Annotated in this window: 19 protein-coding genes and 1 tRNA gene; 16 read left to right on the top strand and 4 right to left on the bottom strand. The window is 57.9% G+C overall.

Features of this window, described 5'->3' with window-relative positions; all coding sequences use genetic code 11:
- Position 1: 1 nt before the first annotated feature.
- From AC1RL4_RS12100 to AC1RL4_RS12115, 4 genes are read left to right on the top strand one after another with little or no spacing between them, the layout of a single operon-like run.
- Positions 2-1,021 (top strand): LacI family DNA-binding transcriptional regulator, encoded by a 1,020-nt coding sequence (locus tag AC1RL4_RS12100; protein ID WP_019582835.1) that lies wholly within the window; start codon positions 2-4, stop codon positions 1,019-1,021.
- A gap of 60 nt (positions 1,022-1,081) precedes the next feature.
- A complete protein-coding gene (gene rbsK / locus AC1RL4_RS12105; RefSeq protein WP_230172977.1) occupies positions 1,082-1,999 on the top strand; it encodes a ribokinase in 918 nt (305 codons plus the stop codon).
- Positions 1,996-2,400 carry a D-ribose pyranase gene (gene rbsD, locus AC1RL4_RS12110; RefSeq protein WP_019582833.1) on the top strand — a complete coding sequence of 135 codons (405 nt, stop codon included), beginning with the start codon at positions 1,996-1,998 and terminating at the stop codon, positions 2,398-2,400. The genes rbsK and rbsD overlap by 4 nt, the downstream gene beginning before the upstream one ends.
- Before the next feature lie 33 nt (positions 2,401-2,433).
- A complete protein-coding gene (locus tag AC1RL4_RS12115; RefSeq protein WP_230172975.1) occupies positions 2,434-3,462 on the top strand; it encodes a nucleoside hydrolase in 1,029 nt (342 codons plus the stop codon).
- Between the two features lie 38 nt (positions 3,463-3,500).
- Here AC1RL4_RS12115 and AC1RL4_RS12120 read toward each other — a convergent pair whose 3' ends face one another.
- Entirely contained in the window at positions 3,501-3,707 is a 207-nt protein-coding gene (locus AC1RL4_RS12120; RefSeq protein WP_019582831.1) for a hypothetical protein, read from the bottom strand.
- Between the two features lie 132 nt (positions 3,708-3,839).
- Between AC1RL4_RS12120 and AC1RL4_RS12125 the strand changes: the two genes are divergently transcribed.
- A complete protein-coding gene (locus tag AC1RL4_RS12125; protein WP_018930280.1) occupies positions 3,840-4,145 on the top strand; it encodes a hypothetical protein in 306 nt (101 codons plus the stop codon).
- Positions 4,146-4,311: 166 nt separating this feature from the next.
- The gene (locus AC1RL4_RS12130) at positions 4,312-4,629 is read left to right on the top strand and encodes an I78 family peptidase inhibitor (RefSeq protein ID WP_019582830.1); all 318 of its coding nucleotides are present in this window, start codon (positions 4,312-4,314) and stop codon (positions 4,627-4,629) included.
- Positions 4,630-4,700: 71 nt separating this feature from the next.
- On the opposite strand, the gene AC1RL4_RS12135 is transcribed toward AC1RL4_RS12130, so the two are convergent.
- Together AC1RL4_RS12135 and AC1RL4_RS12140 are read right to left on the bottom strand one after the other, a co-directional pair.
- Entirely contained in the window at positions 4,701-4,913 is a 213-nt protein-coding gene (locus AC1RL4_RS12135) for a cold-shock protein (RefSeq protein WP_003179963.1), read from the bottom strand.
- Positions 4,914-5,203: 290 nt separating this feature from the next.
- The gene (locus AC1RL4_RS12140) at positions 5,204-5,506 is read right to left on the bottom strand and encodes a hypothetical protein (RefSeq protein ID WP_018930277.1); all 303 of its coding nucleotides are present in this window, start codon (positions 5,504-5,506) and stop codon (positions 5,204-5,206) included.
- A 373-nt stretch (positions 5,507-5,879) separates the two neighbouring features.
- Between AC1RL4_RS12140 and thrS the strand changes: the two genes are divergently transcribed.
- From thrS to AC1RL4_RS12185, 9 genes are all read left to right on the top strand, one after another.
- Positions 5,880-7,802, top strand: coding sequence for a threonine--tRNA ligase (thrS, locus tag AC1RL4_RS12145; RefSeq protein ID WP_007940231.1), 1,923 nt, complete (start codon positions 5,880-5,882; stop codon positions 7,800-7,802).
- Entirely contained in the window at positions 7,802-8,353 is a 552-nt protein-coding gene (gene infC / locus AC1RL4_RS12150; RefSeq protein ID WP_172435341.1) for a translation initiation factor IF-3, read from the top strand. Before thrS ends, infC begins: the two co-directional genes overlap by 1 nt.
- Positions 8,354-8,413: 60 nt before the next feature.
- A complete protein-coding gene (rpmI, locus tag AC1RL4_RS12155; RefSeq protein WP_002553160.1) occupies positions 8,414-8,608 on the top strand; it encodes a 50S ribosomal protein L35 in 195 nt (64 codons plus the stop codon).
- 28 nt (positions 8,609-8,636) lie between these two features.
- Positions 8,637-8,993: a 50S ribosomal protein L20 gene (gene rplT, locus AC1RL4_RS12160; RefSeq protein WP_007905879.1), complete on the top strand. Its 357-nt coding sequence runs from the start codon at positions 8,637-8,639 to the stop codon at positions 8,991-8,993.
- Positions 8,994-9,102: 109 nt separating this feature from the next.
- On the top strand, positions 9,103-10,119 hold the full coding sequence (pheS, locus tag AC1RL4_RS12165) for a phenylalanine--tRNA ligase subunit alpha (protein ID WP_007940232.1): 1,017 nt from the start codon (positions 9,103-9,105) through the stop codon (positions 10,117-10,119).
- A gap of 26 nt (positions 10,120-10,145) precedes the next feature.
- The gene (pheT, locus tag AC1RL4_RS12170) at positions 10,146-12,527 is read left to right on the top strand and encodes a phenylalanine--tRNA ligase subunit beta (protein WP_028939817.1); all 2,382 of its coding nucleotides are present in this window, start codon (positions 10,146-10,148) and stop codon (positions 12,525-12,527) included.
- Positions 12,528-12,530: 3 nt separating this feature from the next.
- Positions 12,531-12,833 (top strand): integration host factor subunit alpha, encoded by a 303-nt coding sequence (gene ihfA, locus AC1RL4_RS12175; protein WP_002553164.1) that lies wholly within the window; start codon positions 12,531-12,533, stop codon positions 12,831-12,833.
- Positions 12,814-13,170, top strand: coding sequence for a MerR family transcriptional regulator (locus AC1RL4_RS12180; RefSeq protein ID WP_003179985.1), 357 nt, complete (start codon positions 12,814-12,816; stop codon positions 13,168-13,170). The genes ihfA and AC1RL4_RS12180 overlap by 20 nt, the downstream gene beginning before the upstream one ends.
- A gap of 89 nt (positions 13,171-13,259) precedes the next feature.
- Positions 13,260-13,336: transfer RNA gene (locus AC1RL4_RS12185), tRNA-Pro, on the top strand.
- Between the two features lie 573 nt (positions 13,337-13,909).
- Here the strand turns inward: AC1RL4_RS12185 and AC1RL4_RS12190 are convergent.
- Positions 13,910-14,272, bottom strand: coding sequence for a winged helix-turn-helix transcriptional regulator (locus AC1RL4_RS12190; RefSeq protein ID WP_096480799.1), 363 nt, complete (start codon positions 14,270-14,272; stop codon positions 13,910-13,912).
- A 112-nt stretch (positions 14,273-14,384) separates the two neighbouring features.
- On the opposite strand from AC1RL4_RS12190, the gene AC1RL4_RS12195 reads away from it, so the two are divergent.
- On the top strand, positions 14,385-15,119 hold the full coding sequence (locus AC1RL4_RS12195; RefSeq protein WP_096480798.1) for an SDR family NAD(P)-dependent oxidoreductase: 735 nt from the start codon (positions 14,385-14,387) through the stop codon (positions 15,117-15,119).
- Positions 15,120-15,151: the final 32 nt, after the last annotated feature.

Below are 15,151 nucleotides of genomic sequence, written 5' to 3' on the forward strand. Positions count from 1 at the left end.
CATGGCAACGATCAAGGATGTAGCGGCACTCGCGGGCATTTCCTACACCACGGTTTCCCATGTGGTGAACAAGACGCGGCCAGTCAGTGAGGAAGTACGGATCAAGGTCGAGGCGGCAATCAAAAGCCTCGACTACGTGCCCAGCGCCGTGGCTCGCTCGTTGAAGGCGAAAACCACCGCGACCATCGGGCTGCTGGTGCCCAACAGCCTCAACCCGTACTTCGCCGAGCTGGCCCGTGGCATCGAGGATTACTGCGAGCGCAATGGCTATTGCGTCATTCTCTGCAATTCCGATGACAACCTGGACAAGCAGCGCAGCTACCTTCGTGTGCTGCTGGAAAAACGCATCGACGGCTTGATCGTAGCGTCTGCCGGTGGTGACAGCAGCCTGGCCGAAGGCCTGACGGGCGTGCGTACGCCGATGGTGATCGTCGACCGTGACCTGGAGGGTGTCGACGCCGACCTGGTGCGCATCGATCACGAATACGGCGCCTATCTGGCGACCCGGCACTTGTTGGATCTGGGGCATCGGGACATCGCCACGATTGGCGGCCCGGCGAGTACCAGTGTGGCGCAGATGCGTCTGGCCGGTTATTGCCGGGCGCTGAAAGAGGCGGGCGTCGAGGTGCCGCGCGAGCGCATGCTGGAAAGCGACTTCACCAGCACCGGCGGTTACAACGCCGCCGCGATCCTGCTGGAAAAGAACCCGCCTAGCGCGATCTTCGCCGGCAACGACATGATCGGCATCGGTGTGTTGCGTGCGGCTGCCGAGCGCAATATTCGTGTGCCCACCGAGCTGTCGGTGATCGGATTCGACGATATCCAGATGAGTCGTTACGTCTATCCGGCGTTGACCACCGTGGGCCAGTCAATCCTGCAACTTGGCGAGATGGCGGCCGAGGTGTTGCTGCGCAGGATCGCCGCGCCGGATCTGGCGACCGATCAGCGCATCGTGACGCCCAGTATTGTCCTGCGCGAATCGACCGCGCCGCTGGCCGGTGTGTTTGCCCAATATCGCTGAGCCGAAAGCACCGCTAAACAAAAAAAGCACCGCTGAAATCGAATTGATGAGTAAAGATGTATGCCAGCAAAAGTAGTGGTAATAGGCAGCCTGAACATGGACCTGGTGACCCGGGCGCCACGGCTGCCCCGTGGTGGTGAAACGCTGATCGGCCAGTCATTTGCCACGGTTTCCGGCGGCAAGGGCGCGAACCAGGCCGTGGCTGCGGCGCGGCTGGGAGCGCAGGTGTCGATGGTCGGTTGTGTCGGCAGCGATGCTTATGGCGAAGCGCTGCGCGGAGCGCTGTTGGCCGAGCGGATCGATTGCCAGGCCGTCAGTACGGTCGAGGATTCCAGCGGTGTGGCGTTGATCGTGGTCGATGACAACAGTCAGAACGCGATCGTGATTGTTGCCGGTGCCAACGGCGCGCTGACCCCTGAGGTGATCGACCGTTTCGACAACGTATTGCAGACGGCAGATGTCATCATCTGTCAGCTGGAAGTGCCGGATGCCACAGTCGGCCATGCTTTGAAACGCGGTCGTGAGCTGGGCAAGACCGTGATCCTCAATCCGGCACCGGCCAGTCGCCCGTTACCGGCGGATTGGTATGCGGCCATTGATTACCTGATTCCCAACGAAAGCGAAGCGTCGGCCTTGAGCGGTTTGCCGGTGGATTCCCTGAGCACTGCCGAAGCCGCCGCGACCCGCTTGATCGCCATGGGCGCCGGTAAGGTGATCATCACCCTTGGCGCTCAGGGATCGCTGTTCGCCAATGGCGTCACCTTCGAGCATTTCCCGGCACCGAAAGTGAAGGCGGTCGATACCACCGCGGCCGGCGACACGTTTGTCGGTGGTTTCGCAGCGGCCCTGGCTGCCGGCAAAAGCGAGGCCGAGGCGATCCGTTTCGGTCAGGTCGCCGCTGCGCTGTCGGTCACCCGGGCCGGCGCGCAACCTTCGATTCCTACCTTGTCCGACGTTCAGGCATTTAAAGCACCATGAAAAAGACACCTTTGCTCAACGTTGCGTTGTCGCGGCTGATCGCGTCCCTGGGTCATGGCGATACTGTCGTGATCGGCGATGCCGGCCTGCCGGTTCCGCCCGGCGTTGAATTGATTGACCTGGCCTTGACCCACGGCATTCCGGATTTCATCAGTACCTTGAAGGTCGTGCTCAGCGAAATGCAGGTCGAAAGCCATGTGCTGGCCCATGAAATTCTGGACAAAAAACCGTCGGCCTTGAGCACGCTGGATGAACTGAATGCCGACGGTGCGCTGGGCCGGCGTGAACTGCTCAGCCATGACCAATTCAAAGCGCTCAGCCGACAGGCACGGGCGATTGTTCGTACAGGCGAATGTCAGCCGTACTGCAACATCATTTTGGTGGCTGGCGTAACGTTCTAACTTTCCGTTCTTCCCACGCACAAGGAGTGCGCTATGCATCGCTATGCCCAGAAACTGCATCACCTGCTTCGGAGTCTGCTGCTCTTGTCCCTGATTACCGCAACAAGCGCCTACGCGGCGGAAAAGATCGACTTGATCATCGACACCGATCCGGGTGCCGACGACGTGGTCGCCTTGCTGTTTGCCCTGGCCTCGCCGGAAGAGCTGAACATTCGTGCGCTGACCACCGTCGCTGGCAACGTGCGTCTGGACAAGACTTCGCGTAATGCGCGTCTGGCCCGCGAATGGGCGGGCCGCGAAGAAGTGCCTGTTTACGCGGGTGCACCGAAACCGCTGATGCGCACGCCGATCTATGCCGAGAACATCCACGGCAAGGAAGGTCTGTCGGGCGTCACCGTGCACGAGCCGAAGAAAGGCCTGGCCGAAGGCAATGCAGTCAACTACCTGATCGATACCCTGAAGGCCGCCAAGCCCCACAGTATCACCATCGCCATGCTCGGCCCGCAGACCAATCTGGCCCTGGCGCTGATCCAGGAACCTGAAATCGTTCAGGGCATCAAGGAAGTGGTGATCATGGGCGGTGCGCACTTCAACGGCGGCAACATCACCCCGGTGGCCGAATTCAACCTGTTCGCCGACCCACAGGCGGCGGAGGTGGTGCTGAAGAGTGGCGTCAAGCTGACGTATCTGCCGCTGGACGTGACTCACAAGATCCTCACCAGTGAAGCGCGCCTGAAGCAGATCGCTGCACTGAACAACCATGCCAGCAAGCTGGTGGGCGATATTCTCAACGAGTACGTCAAGGGTGACATGGAGCACTATGGTATTCCGGGTGGCCCGGTGCATGACGCCACGGTCATCGCTTACCTGCTCAAACCGGAACTGTTTACCGGTCGCTCGGTAAATGTGGTGGTCGACAGTCGCGAAGGGCCGACCTTCGGTCAGACCATTGTCGACTGGTATGACGGCCTGAAGGCGCCGAAGAATGCCTTCTGGGTTGAAAATGGCGACGCCCAGGGCTTCTTCGACCTGCTGACCCAGCGCCTGGCTCGCTTGAAGTAATCCAAAGACCCGCAGGTGCCAGCCTGCGGGTTTTTCCGCTACTCGGTATCCGTTACGCCCATGTAGTCGGCAGGGTACCTTTCGAGAACCTGGGTGATGAAGGTCTGGGCGGCCTGCGTCCCCAGTTCCTTGACCAGCAAATCGATACCAATGATTGCCAGCTCTTCCGGAGTGCCCGGGCTATAAGAGCTGTGACCCTGTGGCCACTTGATTGTGATATTGGCGTCGATGCTTACGGTGGTCATGATGGGGCTCGTGAAGTCGGGAAAGTCTGAGTGTCGAGTTAACCATTTTGCAGGACGTTTGGCACTCCGACTTAGGCATCAGGGGAGGGCTATGCGACACTTGGTCTTTGACGAATTTTCAAGGATTGTGCTGTGCAGATCGATTTGAACACTCCTGACGGCTTGACCCTCGAAGCAGTGCGTCAGCTACTGGCCTCTGCCAGCGACGATGAGCACACCCAGTTGCGGGTCACCAAGGGCGGCATCGCCTACATTTCGTCGGGTGTCGTGGGCGGTACTGATATCGACGGGCTGCGGTTTCGCCTGGAAACATGGGCCAAGGGCTCAGGTTATGTCGGACGGGTCGCAGCCAGCGATGAGGTGTGGGTCATGCAGATCTTCAACGCGCTGAAAGACAACTGGCCGAATCCGCCGTACGACTACATCGACGTCTATTGAACGCTGTTCATATTCAGTGACGATTGCGGGATGAACGTCAGGGCGCTGCTCAGGCAAACTCGCCACTCGTCCAGATCGAGGGCAGGGTGATAGCGCCCGCCTTGAAACCAAACACCAAAATGGCGGTCGCACGATCTCTGCTTAATTTTTGAAAAAAGGAGGCTTCATGCCTTGGAAGCTCGCGTCATTGGGTACGTTGTTGGCCGCCACTCTGCTGGCCGGTTGCAGCAGTACGTCCACCGAGTCGGCAAAGGACCCTGTGGCGACCGATACCGGCCACAGCCGTTGTGAAGCAAAGTCTGCCGAATTCACCATTGGCAAAAAGGCTTCGCCCCAATTGCTGGAGCAGGCACGTACCCGCGCAGGCGCGCAGAATGCCCGGTTCCTCAAGCCTGACGACATGGTGACTCTGGAGTACCGCTCCGATCGCCTGAACCTGAACACCGACAGCAATCTGGTGGTCACCCGCGTCAATTGCGGCTGATTGCTTCAGGTTTTGTTTCACCCATAAAAAACCCCGTCACATGGACGGGGTTTTTTTAGTGCGCCAGAAAATTACTCTGGGCGAACTTGTGCAGCTTGCATACCCTTTTGGCCTTTCTCAGCCACGAAGGAAACGGTTTGGCCTTCTTTCAGGCTTTTGAAACCGTCGCTTTCGATAGCTTTGAAGTGTACGAACAGGTCGTCACCGCCACCTTGAGGAGTGATGAAGCCGAAGCCTTTTTCATCGTTGAACCATTTAACGGTGCCGGTTTGGCGATTAGACATGGTGTATCTCCAAGAAACATATATTTTCAGTAGTACTGTGCTGCTCAGGCCAACTGGGCACACCGGAGTATCATAGTCGAAATGTTCGCTTTGGGAGCCCCCCGGACGTGCTGTTTGCCCTACAGTCGTGTTTTCTTTGCCGCTTCATACGGCTGAAAGCCCCGTTTTAAAAGGCTTTCAGCCAAAAGTAAAGACAATAAAAAAAGCTGCAAAACCTGCATAAATCGTACGAAAAAGCTGAAAACCGTTACTTTTTATCAGCGTTGGGCCGAGTCAAAAGGACTTTTTCCTCACTTTTTCGCCGGTGCATTGGCCTTGCATTTGGCGATCTCGCCCAGTGCCTTCTGTTGCAGTTCCGGGGTGGCCTTGTTGTCCATCAGCGACTGAATATCGCTGGCCGGGTAGGATTTGATCGCGTCGGCGCCACAAGCGCAGTGGGATTTTGCCGCAGCAGCGCCAATCTGAGGGGAAGCCGCCTGTGTGCACTGAGCCATGTACTTCTCGCGCTCACCCTTTGGCCAGTCGGCGTGGGCCGCCAGCGGCAGCAACAGGACGACGGGGGCGACTACTGCGAATAAACGATTCAGACGCATGCTGAGATGCTCCTTTCGGGTCAATGTCTTTTATCTGATGGGTGACACGGGGTTCAAGTTCAGCACTCTGGCACAAAAAAGCCTGATTTGCCCCCGGAGAAAACCTCGGTGCATCGATGACCGTTCATCTGTGCTAGCATGCCTGGCTCGGGTGTTTGCAGGCTCCGGATGACCTTCCGTCCCGGCAGCGGCAAATGCGCGAATAACCCTGATTTGAATCCCAGTCACTCTGGTTCGGTTTTCCGGTTGGCCGCAAGGCTCCTGCCGCTGTAAGGCAGGCGTTCGTCATTGAATGGCCTGGATCGGATCTTGTACTGGCTCATCCCAACCCACGTGACCTTTGGTAGGGGTCACCACTAGGAGAGGAGGCGCCATGCCAACTATTACTCTTCCCGACGGCAGTCAACGTTCATTCGATCACCCGGTTTCCGTAGCCGAGGTCGCCGCATCCATCGGTGCAGGCCTGGCCAAGGCCACCGTAGCCGGCAAGGTCAATGGCAAGCTGGTCGACGCCAGCGACATCATCGACAGCGATTCTTCGCTGCAAATCATTACGCCAAAGGATGAAGAGGGGCTGGAGATCATTCGCCACTCTTGCGCCCACCTGGTTGGCCACGCGGTCAAGCAGCTGTACCCGACGGCCAAGATGGTCATCGGTCCGGTCATCGAAGAAGGCTTCTATTACGATATCGCCTTCGAGCGTCCTTTCACGCCCGACGACCTGGCCGCCATCGAACAGCGCATGCAGCAGCTGATCGAAAAAGATTACGACGTGATCAAGAAAGTCACTCCGCGCGCCGAAGTGATCGAAGTGTTCAAGGCTCGTGGCGAAGACTACAAACTGCGCCTGGTCGAAGACATGCCGAACGAGCAGGCCATGGGCCTGTACTATCACGAAGAATACGTCGACATGTGCCGTGGTCCGCACGTGCCGAACACGCGCTTCCTGAAATCCTTCAAGCTGACCAAACTGTCCGGCGCCTACTGGCGTGGCGATGCCAAGAACGAGCAATTGCAGCGCGTTTACGGCACAGCATGGGCAGACAAGAAGCAGCTGGCGGCTTACATCCAGCGCATCGAAGAAGCTGAAAAACGCGATCACCGCAAGATCGGCAAGCGTCTGGGCCTGTTCCACACCCAGGAAGAGTCGCCGGGCATGGTGTTCTGGCACCCGAACGGCTGGACTCTGTACCAGGTGCTCGAGCAGTACATGCGCAAGGTTCAGCGCGACAACGGTTACCTGGAGATCAAGACTCCACAAGTCGTTGACCGCAGCCTGTGGGAGAAATCCGGGCACTGGGCCAACTACGCCGACAACATGTTCACCACGCAGTCGGAAAACCGCGATTACGCCATCAAGCCGATGAACTGCCCGTGCCACGTGCAGGTGTTCAATCAGGGCCTGAAAAGCTACCGCGAGCTGCCGATGCGTCTGGCCGAGTTCGGTGCCTGCCACCGCAACGAGCCGTCGGGTGCGCTGCACGGCATCATGCGCGTTCGCGCCTTCACTCAGGACGATGCTCACATCTTCTGTACTGAAGAGCAGATGCAGGCCGAATCCGCCGCGTTCATCAAGCTGACCATGGACGTCTATGCCGACTTCGGCTTTAAAGAAGTCGAAATGAAACTGTCCACTCGTCCGGAAAAACGCGTCGGTTCCGACGAGTTGTGGGATCGCGCCGAAGCGGCATTGGCCGCAGCCCTTGATAGTGCGGGCCTGCCGTACGATCTGCAGCCGGGCGAGGGTGCGTTCTACGGTCCGAAGATCGAGTTCTCGCTGAAAGATTGCCTCGGTCGCGTCTGGCAGTGTGGTACCCTTCAGCTCGATTTTAACCTGCCTGTCCGTCTGGGAGCCGAATACGTCTCTGAAGACAACAGTCGCAAGCACCCGGTGATGTTGCACCGGGCGATCCTGGGTTCCTTCGAGCGCTTCGTCGGAATTCTGATCGAGCACTACGAGGGTGCATTCCCTGCGTGGCTGGCGCCGACCCAGGCAGTGATTATGAATATCACTGATAAACAAGCCGATTTTGCCGCCGAGGTTGAAAAAACTCTCAACGAAAGCGGATTTCGTGCCAAGTCTGACTTGAGAAATGAAAAGATCGGCTTTAAAATCCGCGAGCATACTTTGCTCAAGGTTCCCTATCTCTTGGTTATCGGAGATCGGGAAGTCGAGATGCAGACTGTCGCTGTGCGTACTCGTGAAGGTGCTGACCTGGGCTCGATGCCCGTCGCCCAGTTCGCTGAGTTTCTCGCGCAAGCGGTTTCCCGGCGTGGTCGCCCAGATTCGGAGTAATTATTATTAAGCGTGAAATGAGACAAGATAAACGAGCTGCACCGAAAGCCCCGATCAACGAGAATATCTCGGCACGCGAGGTTCGGTTAATTGGGGCTGAAGGTGAACAGCTTGGGATTGTGTCAATTGAAGACGCGCTTCTTAAGGCTGAAGAGGCCAAACTGGATTTGGTGGAAATTTCCGCCGATGCAGTACCCCCTGTTTGCAAACTGATGGACTACGGCAAATCGATCTTCGAAAAGAAGAAGCAGATTGCCGCGGCCAAGAAAAACCAGAAGCAGATTCAGGTTAAAGAAATCAAGTTTCGTCCAGGGACGGAGGAAGGGGATTACCAGGTAAAACTGCGCAACCTGGTACGTTTCCTGAGTGACGGGGACAGGGCCAAGGTATCCTTGCGATTCCGCGGCCGTGAGATGGCCCACCAGGAGCTGGGGATGGAACTCCTCAAGCGAGTTGAAGGTGACTTGCTCGAGTACGGTTCGGTCGAACAGCATCCTAAGATGGAAGGACGCCAGCTGATCATGGTCATCGCCCCGAAAAAGAAGAAGTAATCAACAGGGCACGGCAGGCCTTCTGATTATGTTTATCAACTGAATGCGGAGTATCCGAACATGCCAAAAATGAAAACGAAAAGTGGTGCTGCTAAGCGGTTTTTGAAAACTGCTAACGGTATCAAGCACAAGCACGCTTTCAAGAGCCACATCCTGACTAAAATGTCGACCAAGCGTAAGCGTCAACTGCGCGGTAGCAGCTTGCTGCATCCGTCTGACGTGGCAAAAGTCGAGCGCATGCTGCGCCTTCGTTAATTTTAGTCAAGAATAGAGGAAGTAACTCATGGCTCGTGTAAAGCGTGGCGTCATTGCCCGTAAACGTCACAAAAAAATTCTGAAACTTGCTAAAGGCTACTACGGCGCTCGCTCGCGCGTATTCCGTGTTGCCAAGCAAGCGGTAATCAAGGCAGGCCAATACGCCTACCGTGACCGTCGTCAGAAAAAACGTCAGTTCCGCGCTCTGTGGATCGCTCGTATCAACGCTGGTGCACGTATCAACGGTCTGTCCTACAGCCGTTTCATCGCCGGCCTGAAAAAAGCGTCCATCGAGATCGACCGTAAGGTTCTGGCTGATCTGGCAGTGAACGAAAAAGCGGCGTTTGCTGCGATTGTCGAGAAAGCTAAAGCCACCTTGGCTTAAGTACCCCCGACAGTCACCCGGCCTCACCTCTGTGGGGCCAGGTGTTAAACGTCATAAATAGGGGAAGAGCCTTCAAGCTCTTCCCCTATTTTGTATCTGGAGTCTGTACATGGAAAACCTGGATGCGCTCGTCTCTCAAGCACTAGAGGCTGTGCAAAGCGCTGAAGATATCAATGCCCTGGAGCAAATCCGGGTTCACTACCTTGGCAAAAAGGGTGAATTGACTCAGGTGATGAAGACCCTGGGGAATTTGCCGGCAGAAGAGCGTCCGCAAGTCGGCGCGCTGATCAACGTTGCCAAGGAGCGTGTCACAGAGGTTCTCAATGCGCGCAAGGCGTTGTTCGAGGAGGCCGATCTTGCGGCCAAGCTCGCCGCCGAATCCATTGACGTGACCCTGCCTGGCCGCGGCCAGACCTCAGGCGGTCTGCATCCGGTTACCCGGACTCTGGAACGTATCGAGCAGTTCTTCACCCACATTGGCTACGGCATCGCCGAAGGCCCTGAGGTCGAAGACGATTACCACAACTTCGAAGCGCTCAACATCCCAGGCCATCACCCGGCCCGGTCGATGCATGACACCTTCTATTTCAATGCCAACATGTTGCTGCGCACCCATACCTCGCCGGTACAGGTCCGCACCATGGAATCGAAACAGCCGCCGATCCGCATCGTCTGCCCAGGCCGTGTGTACCGTAGCGACTCCGATATCACCCACTCGCCGATGTTCCACCAGGTCGAAGGCCTGCTGGTCGACCGCGATATCAACTTCGCCGACCTGAAAGGGACCATCGAAGAGTTCCTGCGCGTGTTCTTCGAAAAAGAACTGGCCGTGCGTTTCCGTCCTTCGTACTTCCCGTTCACCGAGCCATCCGCCGAAGTCGACATGGAATGCGTGATGTGCAGCGGTAAAGGCTGCCGTGTCTGCAAACAGACTGGCTGGCTGGAAGTCATGGGCTGCGGCATGGTTCACCCGAACGTGCTGCGTATGTCCGGGATCGACCCGGAAGAGTTTTCGGGCTTTGCCTTCGGCATGGGCGTTGAGCGTCTGGCCATGCTGCGTTACGGCGTGAACGACTTGCGTCTGTTCTTCGACAACGACTTGCGGTTCCTCGCGCAATTTCGCTAGTCGTAACGAATTCTTAGGAGAGCAGGATGAAATTCAGTGAACAATGGCTGCGTGGCTGGGTAAGCCCGCAGGTAAATCGCGACGAGCTGGTTGCTCGTCTGTCGATGGCCGGTCTTGAGGTCGATAGCGTTACGCCGGCCGCCGGTGAATTCAGTGGCGTGGTGGTGGGCGAGGTGCTGAGCACCGAGCAACACCCAGACGCCGACAAGCTGCGCGTTTGCCAGGTCAGCAGTGGCGCGGAGACCTTCCAGGTTGTGTGCGGTGCGCCAAACGTGCGCCCGGGCCTGAAGATCCCGTTCGCCATGATCGGTGCCGAACTGCCAGGCGATTTCAAAATCAAGAAAGCCAAGCTGCGTGGCGTTGAATCCAACGGCATGCTGTGCTCCCAGGCTGAGCTGCAAATTGGCGAAGGCAACGACGGCCTGATGGAATTGCCGGCCGATGCGCCGGTCGGTCAGGACATTCGTGAATACCTGAACCTGGAAGACGCCAGCATCGAGGTCGACCTGACCCCGAACCGCGGTGACTGCCTGTCTCTGGCCGGTCTGGCCCGCGAAGTCGGTGCGCTTTATGCTGCCCCGGTGGTGCGCCCGGCCATTGCCAGCGTTCCTGCCGTGCACGACGAGGTGCGTTCGATCGAAGTACTGGCGCCGAACGCTTGCCCGCGTTACCTGGGTCGCGTGATCCGTAACGTTGACCTGTCCAAGCCTACGCCACTGTGGATGGTCGAGCGCCTGCGTCGCGCCGACGTGCGCAGCATCGACGCCGCCGTCGACATCACCAACTACGTGATGCTGGAACTGGGCCAGCCGCTGCACGCATTCGATCTCGCCGAAATCAATGGCGGCATCCGCGTGCGCATGGCTGAAGATGGCGAGAAGCTGGTGCTGCTCGACGGTCAGGAAGTCAGCCTGCGTAGCGATACGCTGGTGATCGCCGACCACACCCGCGCCTTGGCTATCGCCGGCGTCATGGGGGGCGAGCACAGCGGCGTCAACACCGCGACCACCCGCGATATTTTCCTGGAAAGCGCGTTCTTCGACCAAATTGCCGTCGCTGGCAAGGCGCGTTCCTACGGCCTGCACACCGACGCTTCGCACCGCTACGAGCGCGGCGTGGACTGGAAGCTGGCCCGTGAAGCCATGGAGCGCGCCACTGGCCTGCTGCTGGAAATCACCGGTGGCGAAGCCGGCCCGATCGTCGAAACCGTCAGCGAGCAGCATCTGCCGTCGATCGCACCGATCACCCTGCGTGCCCAACGCATCACCCAGATGCTGGGCATGGAAATGGATTCGGCCGAAGTCGAGCGTCTGCTCAGCGCTTTGGGCCTGACCATTACTGCCGATGGGGCAGGGCAGTGGCGCGTTGAAGTGCCAAGCTTCCGTTTCGATATCAGCCTGGAAGTTGACCTGATCGAAGAGCTGGCCCGTCTGTACGGCTACAACCGTCTGCCGGTTCGCTACCCGCAAGCCCGTCTGGCACCACAAGCCAAGGCTGAAGCGCGCAGCGATCTGCCTGAGCTGCGTCGTCTGCTGGTGGCCCGTGGTTATCAGGAAGCGATCACCTACAGCTTCATCGATCCGAAACAGTTCGAGTTGTTTAATCCAGGTGTCGAGCCGCTGTTGCTTGCCAACCCGATTTCCAATGACATGGCTGCCATGCGTTCGTCCCTGTGGCCGGGCCTGGTCAAGGCGCTTCAGCACAACCTGAACCGCCAGCAGGATCGTGTCCGCCTGTTCGAAAGCGGCCTGCGTTTTGTCGGTCAACTGGAAGGCCTGAAGCAAGAGCCGATGCTGGCCGGTGTGGTGTGCGGTAGCCGTCTGCCGGAAGGCTGGGCGCAAGGCCGCGATGTCGTGGATTTCTTCGACGTCAAAGCCGATGTAGAAGCAGTGCTGGGTTTCGCCGGTGCACTGGATGCGTTCACGTTTGTGCCGGGTAAACACCCAGCGTTGCATCCGGGTCAAACCGCACGCGTCGAGCGTGATGGTCGCTTGGTCGGCTACGTCGGTGCCATCCACCCTGAATTGTCGAAAACCCTCGGTCTCGACCGTCCGGTCTTCGTTTTCGAGCTGGTTCTGGCCGAAGTGGCTTCGGGCAAAATGCCAAAATTCAGCGAGTTGTCGCGCTTTCCTGAAGTGCGTCGTGACTTGGCATTGATTGCGGCCACGGACGTGCCGGCCACTGCTGTGCTGGATGTAATCCGTGAAAATGCAGGCGAATGGCTCACGGACCTCAGGCTATTTGACGTGTATCAGGGTAAAGGCATTGATCCTGATAGAAAAAGCCTTGCGGTCGGCTTGACCTGGCAGCATCCATCGCGCACTCTTAATGACGATGAGGTGAATACCGCAACGCAAAACATCCTCACCTCGCTCGAACAAAGGTTGAACGCCACGTTAAGGAAGTGACGTATGGGGGCTTTGACGAAAGCTGAGATGGCGGAACGTCTGTACGAAGAGCTGGGCCTGAACAAGCGGGAGGCCAAGGAATTGGTCGAACTGTTTTTCGAAGAAATCAGGCACGCGCTCGAAGACAACGAACAAGTCAAATTGTCCGGTTTCGGCAATTTCGACCTTCGGGACAAACGCCAGCGGCCTGGCCGCAATCCGAAAACGGGAGAAGAAATCCCGATCACGGCTCGCCGTGTGGTCACCTTTCGTCCAGGGCAGAAGTTGAAGGCCCGAGTTGAGGCTTATGCTGGAACCAAGTCATAACGACGAACTACCCGTCATCCCGGGCAAACGCTACTTCACCATTGGTGAAGTCAGCGAGCTGTGTGCGGTAAAACCACACGTGCTGCGCTACTGGGAGCAGGAGTTTCCTCAACTCAACCCCGTCAAACGCCGCGGAAACCGCCGGTATTATCAGCGCCAGGACGTGCTGATGATCCGGCAGATCCGCGCGCTTCTTTACGATCAGGGGTTCACCATCGGCGGCGCGCGTTTGCGTTTGTCCGGCGATGAAGCCAAAGACGACACCACCCAATACAAACAAATGATCCGCCAGATGATCGCCGAGCTGGAAGATGTTCTGGTGGTCCTCAAGAAATAAATTCCTGCTTTTAAATACTTCCAGTTTTCAAAAGCTTGCGATATATTCTTGAGCGTTCCTCGAGATGAGGGACAGAGTCAACGCCTAGTCGGGGCGTAGCGCAGTCCGGTAGCGCACTAGCATGGGGTGCTAGGGGTCGAGTGTTCGAATCACTCCGTCCCGACCATATAATTCAAAGGGTTGCGAGATTTTATCTCGCGACCCTTTTTTATTTTGGGTCGTTTTTACCCCTACAAAACGGTAGGCTCTCAACAGAATCATCACCGCATCTTGTCATGTGAGTTCACGTCGCCTCCGGCCCTTCTTCGCGCTGCCTTTGGCACAAACGGGTGTCGTTTCGCTCGGTGGAGCACATCGAAGTGCAAGGTGCAAAGCTCACCAATGTGGCCAGCCCCTCTAACTGCATCTCTGGACGAATGGTCAAGTTTTCGAGTAGAACCTTGATGCCACTCCGGCCATGCTTTCAATAGTCTGAATCCCAGAATCATAACGCTTTCACGTGGTTGATCGGCAACGCAACGGCGTTCTTGCTGATGGCCCCGACCGTTTCGGAGACGTTGCGTCGAGTCCGCGATGGCCACCCCATCGTCACTGACCCGAATTCGGCATTGCTCAAAGGTGCGCTGGGTTTTATAGCCCTTGCGCTCGTGGTTGGCGTGGTAGCTCAGGTGTTCGTTCTGCGAAAAGACGGCGCGCGCCTGCGCAAAATCGTCCCACTCAACGGTTCGTCAGCATGCCGCTAGGCCAAAGCATCGCGCTTGGCGAAGATGCTTGCCATTTGCGCCGCGTTCTCGGTTCCCCAGGTGCACAGCGGGATGATCGCATCAGCCAGACTACGACCGATCGGGGTCAGCGTGTAGTCCACGCGCGGGGGCACTTCCTTGTAGTCGGTCCGTGCAAGCACTTGGTCGGCTTCCAGATCCTTCAACTGCTGGATCAGCACCTTGTCGCTGACGCCAGGGATCAAACGCTTGAGCTCGCCATAGCGTTTCGGACCGTCGCGCAGGAAAAACAGGACCAGCGGTTTCCACTTGCCCGAGATGATGCGTAGCGTGGCGTTGAGCCCGCAGCCGGTATCGCAGATTTCAGATGTCGTCGTCATTTTTTGATACTTACCAAAAGGTGCATACTTGTCCTTAGGTTATCAGCGCTGCATCCTCGTCTCAAGCAAGCAATTTCCTGCTTGGGTACAACTCCAACGAAGGATGCACGTCATGACCAGACTGAATGGAAAGACCGCCGTGATCACCGGCGGCGCTACCGGTATCGGCCTCGCCGCAGCGAAGCGCTTCATCGAGGAAGGCGCCTTCGTCTTCATCTTCGGCCGTCGCCAGGAAGCGCTCGACGCCGCCATGGCCGACCTCGGGCCTAATGCCCGCGCGGTGAAGGGCTCGGTCTCCGATCTGGCCGACCTCGATCGACTCTACGCGGCGGTGAAGGCCGAGCGCGGAACCCTCGATATCGTCTTCGCCAATGCCGGGACGGGAAGCCCGCTTGCGCTCGGCAAGATTACCGCCGAGCACATTGACGAAACCTTCGAGACCAACGTGAAGGGCTTGATCTTCACGGTCCAGAAGGCGCTGCCGCTGATGGGGCAGGGCGGTTCGATCATCCTGACCGGATCGAGCGCCGGCACCACGGGTGCCCCGGCATTCAGCGTCTACAGCGCAAGCAAGGCAGCAGTGCGCAACCTCGCGCGGACTTGGGCGGAGGACCTGAAGGGCACCGGTATCCGGGTCAACGTGTTGTCGCCCGGGCCGACGGCGACCGAACTCGCGAAGGCAGCGCTAGGCGAGGAAGGCATGAAGGTCTTCGCCTCGATGAATCCGCTCCAGCGCATGGCCGATCCGGCGGAGATTGGAGCGGCAGCCGCGTTTCTCGCGTCGCAGGACAGCAGCTTCATGACCGCCAGTGAGGTCGCCGTCGACGGCGGTCTGGCGCAAATCTGATTCGCTACGCCCGAGCGGTTACTCCATTGCAT

The sequence above is a fragment of the Pseudomonas sp. GW822-FHT07A10 genome, from assembly GCF_058798795.1.

Excerpts from the sequence above, each read along its gene's own strand:
- rbsD (WP_019582833.1), top strand. The coding sequence starts at position 1,996 with ATGAAAAAGACACCTTTGCTCAACGTTGCGTTGTCGCGGCTGATCGCG.
- pheT (WP_028939817.1), top strand. The coding sequence starts at position 10,146 with ATGAAATTCAGTGAACAATGGCTGCGTGGCTGGGTAAGCCCGCAGGTA.
- pheS (WP_007940232.1), top strand. The coding sequence starts at position 9,103 with ATGGAAAACCTGGATGCGCTCGTCTCTCAAGCACTAGAGGCTGTGCAA.
- AC1RL4_RS12120 (WP_019582831.1), bottom strand. The coding sequence starts at position 3,707 with ATGACCACCGTAAGCATCGACGCCAATATCACAATCAAGTGGCCACAG.
- ihfA (WP_002553164.1), top strand. The coding sequence starts at position 12,531 with ATGGGGGCTTTGACGAAAGCTGAGATGGCGGAACGTCTGTACGAAGAG.
- rpmI (WP_002553160.1), top strand. The coding sequence starts at position 8,414 with ATGCCAAAAATGAAAACGAAAAGTGGTGCTGCTAAGCGGTTTTTGAAA.
- AC1RL4_RS12135 (WP_003179963.1), bottom strand. The coding sequence starts at position 4,913 with ATGTCTAATCGCCAAACCGGCACCGTTAAATGGTTCAACGATGAAAAA.
- rbsK (WP_230172977.1), top strand. The coding sequence starts at position 1,082 with ATGCCAGCAAAAGTAGTGGTAATAGGCAGCCTGAACATGGACCTGGTG.
- AC1RL4_RS12100 (WP_019582835.1), top strand. The coding sequence starts at position 2 with ATGGCAACGATCAAGGATGTAGCGGCACTCGCGGGCATTTCCTACACC.
- AC1RL4_RS12130 (WP_019582830.1), top strand. The coding sequence starts at position 4,312 with ATGCCTTGGAAGCTCGCGTCATTGGGTACGTTGTTGGCCGCCACTCTG.
- rplT (WP_007905879.1), top strand. The coding sequence starts at position 8,637 with ATGGCTCGTGTAAAGCGTGGCGTCATTGCCCGTAAACGTCACAAAAAA.
- AC1RL4_RS12190 (WP_096480799.1), bottom strand. The coding sequence starts at position 14,272 with ATGACGACGACATCTGAAATCTGCGATACCGGCTGCGGGCTCAACGCC.
- AC1RL4_RS12115 (WP_230172975.1), top strand. The coding sequence starts at position 2,434 with ATGCATCGCTATGCCCAGAAACTGCATCACCTGCTTCGGAGTCTGCTG.
- AC1RL4_RS12195 (WP_096480798.1), top strand. The coding sequence starts at position 14,385 with ATGACCAGACTGAATGGAAAGACCGCCGTGATCACCGGCGGCGCTACC.
- AC1RL4_RS12180 (WP_003179985.1), top strand. The coding sequence starts at position 12,814 with ATGCTGGAACCAAGTCATAACGACGAACTACCCGTCATCCCGGGCAAA.
- AC1RL4_RS12140 (WP_018930277.1), bottom strand. The coding sequence starts at position 5,506 with ATGCGTCTGAATCGTTTATTCGCAGTAGTCGCCCCCGTCGTCCTGTTG.
- thrS (WP_007940231.1), top strand. The coding sequence starts at position 5,880 with ATGCCAACTATTACTCTTCCCGACGGCAGTCAACGTTCATTCGATCAC.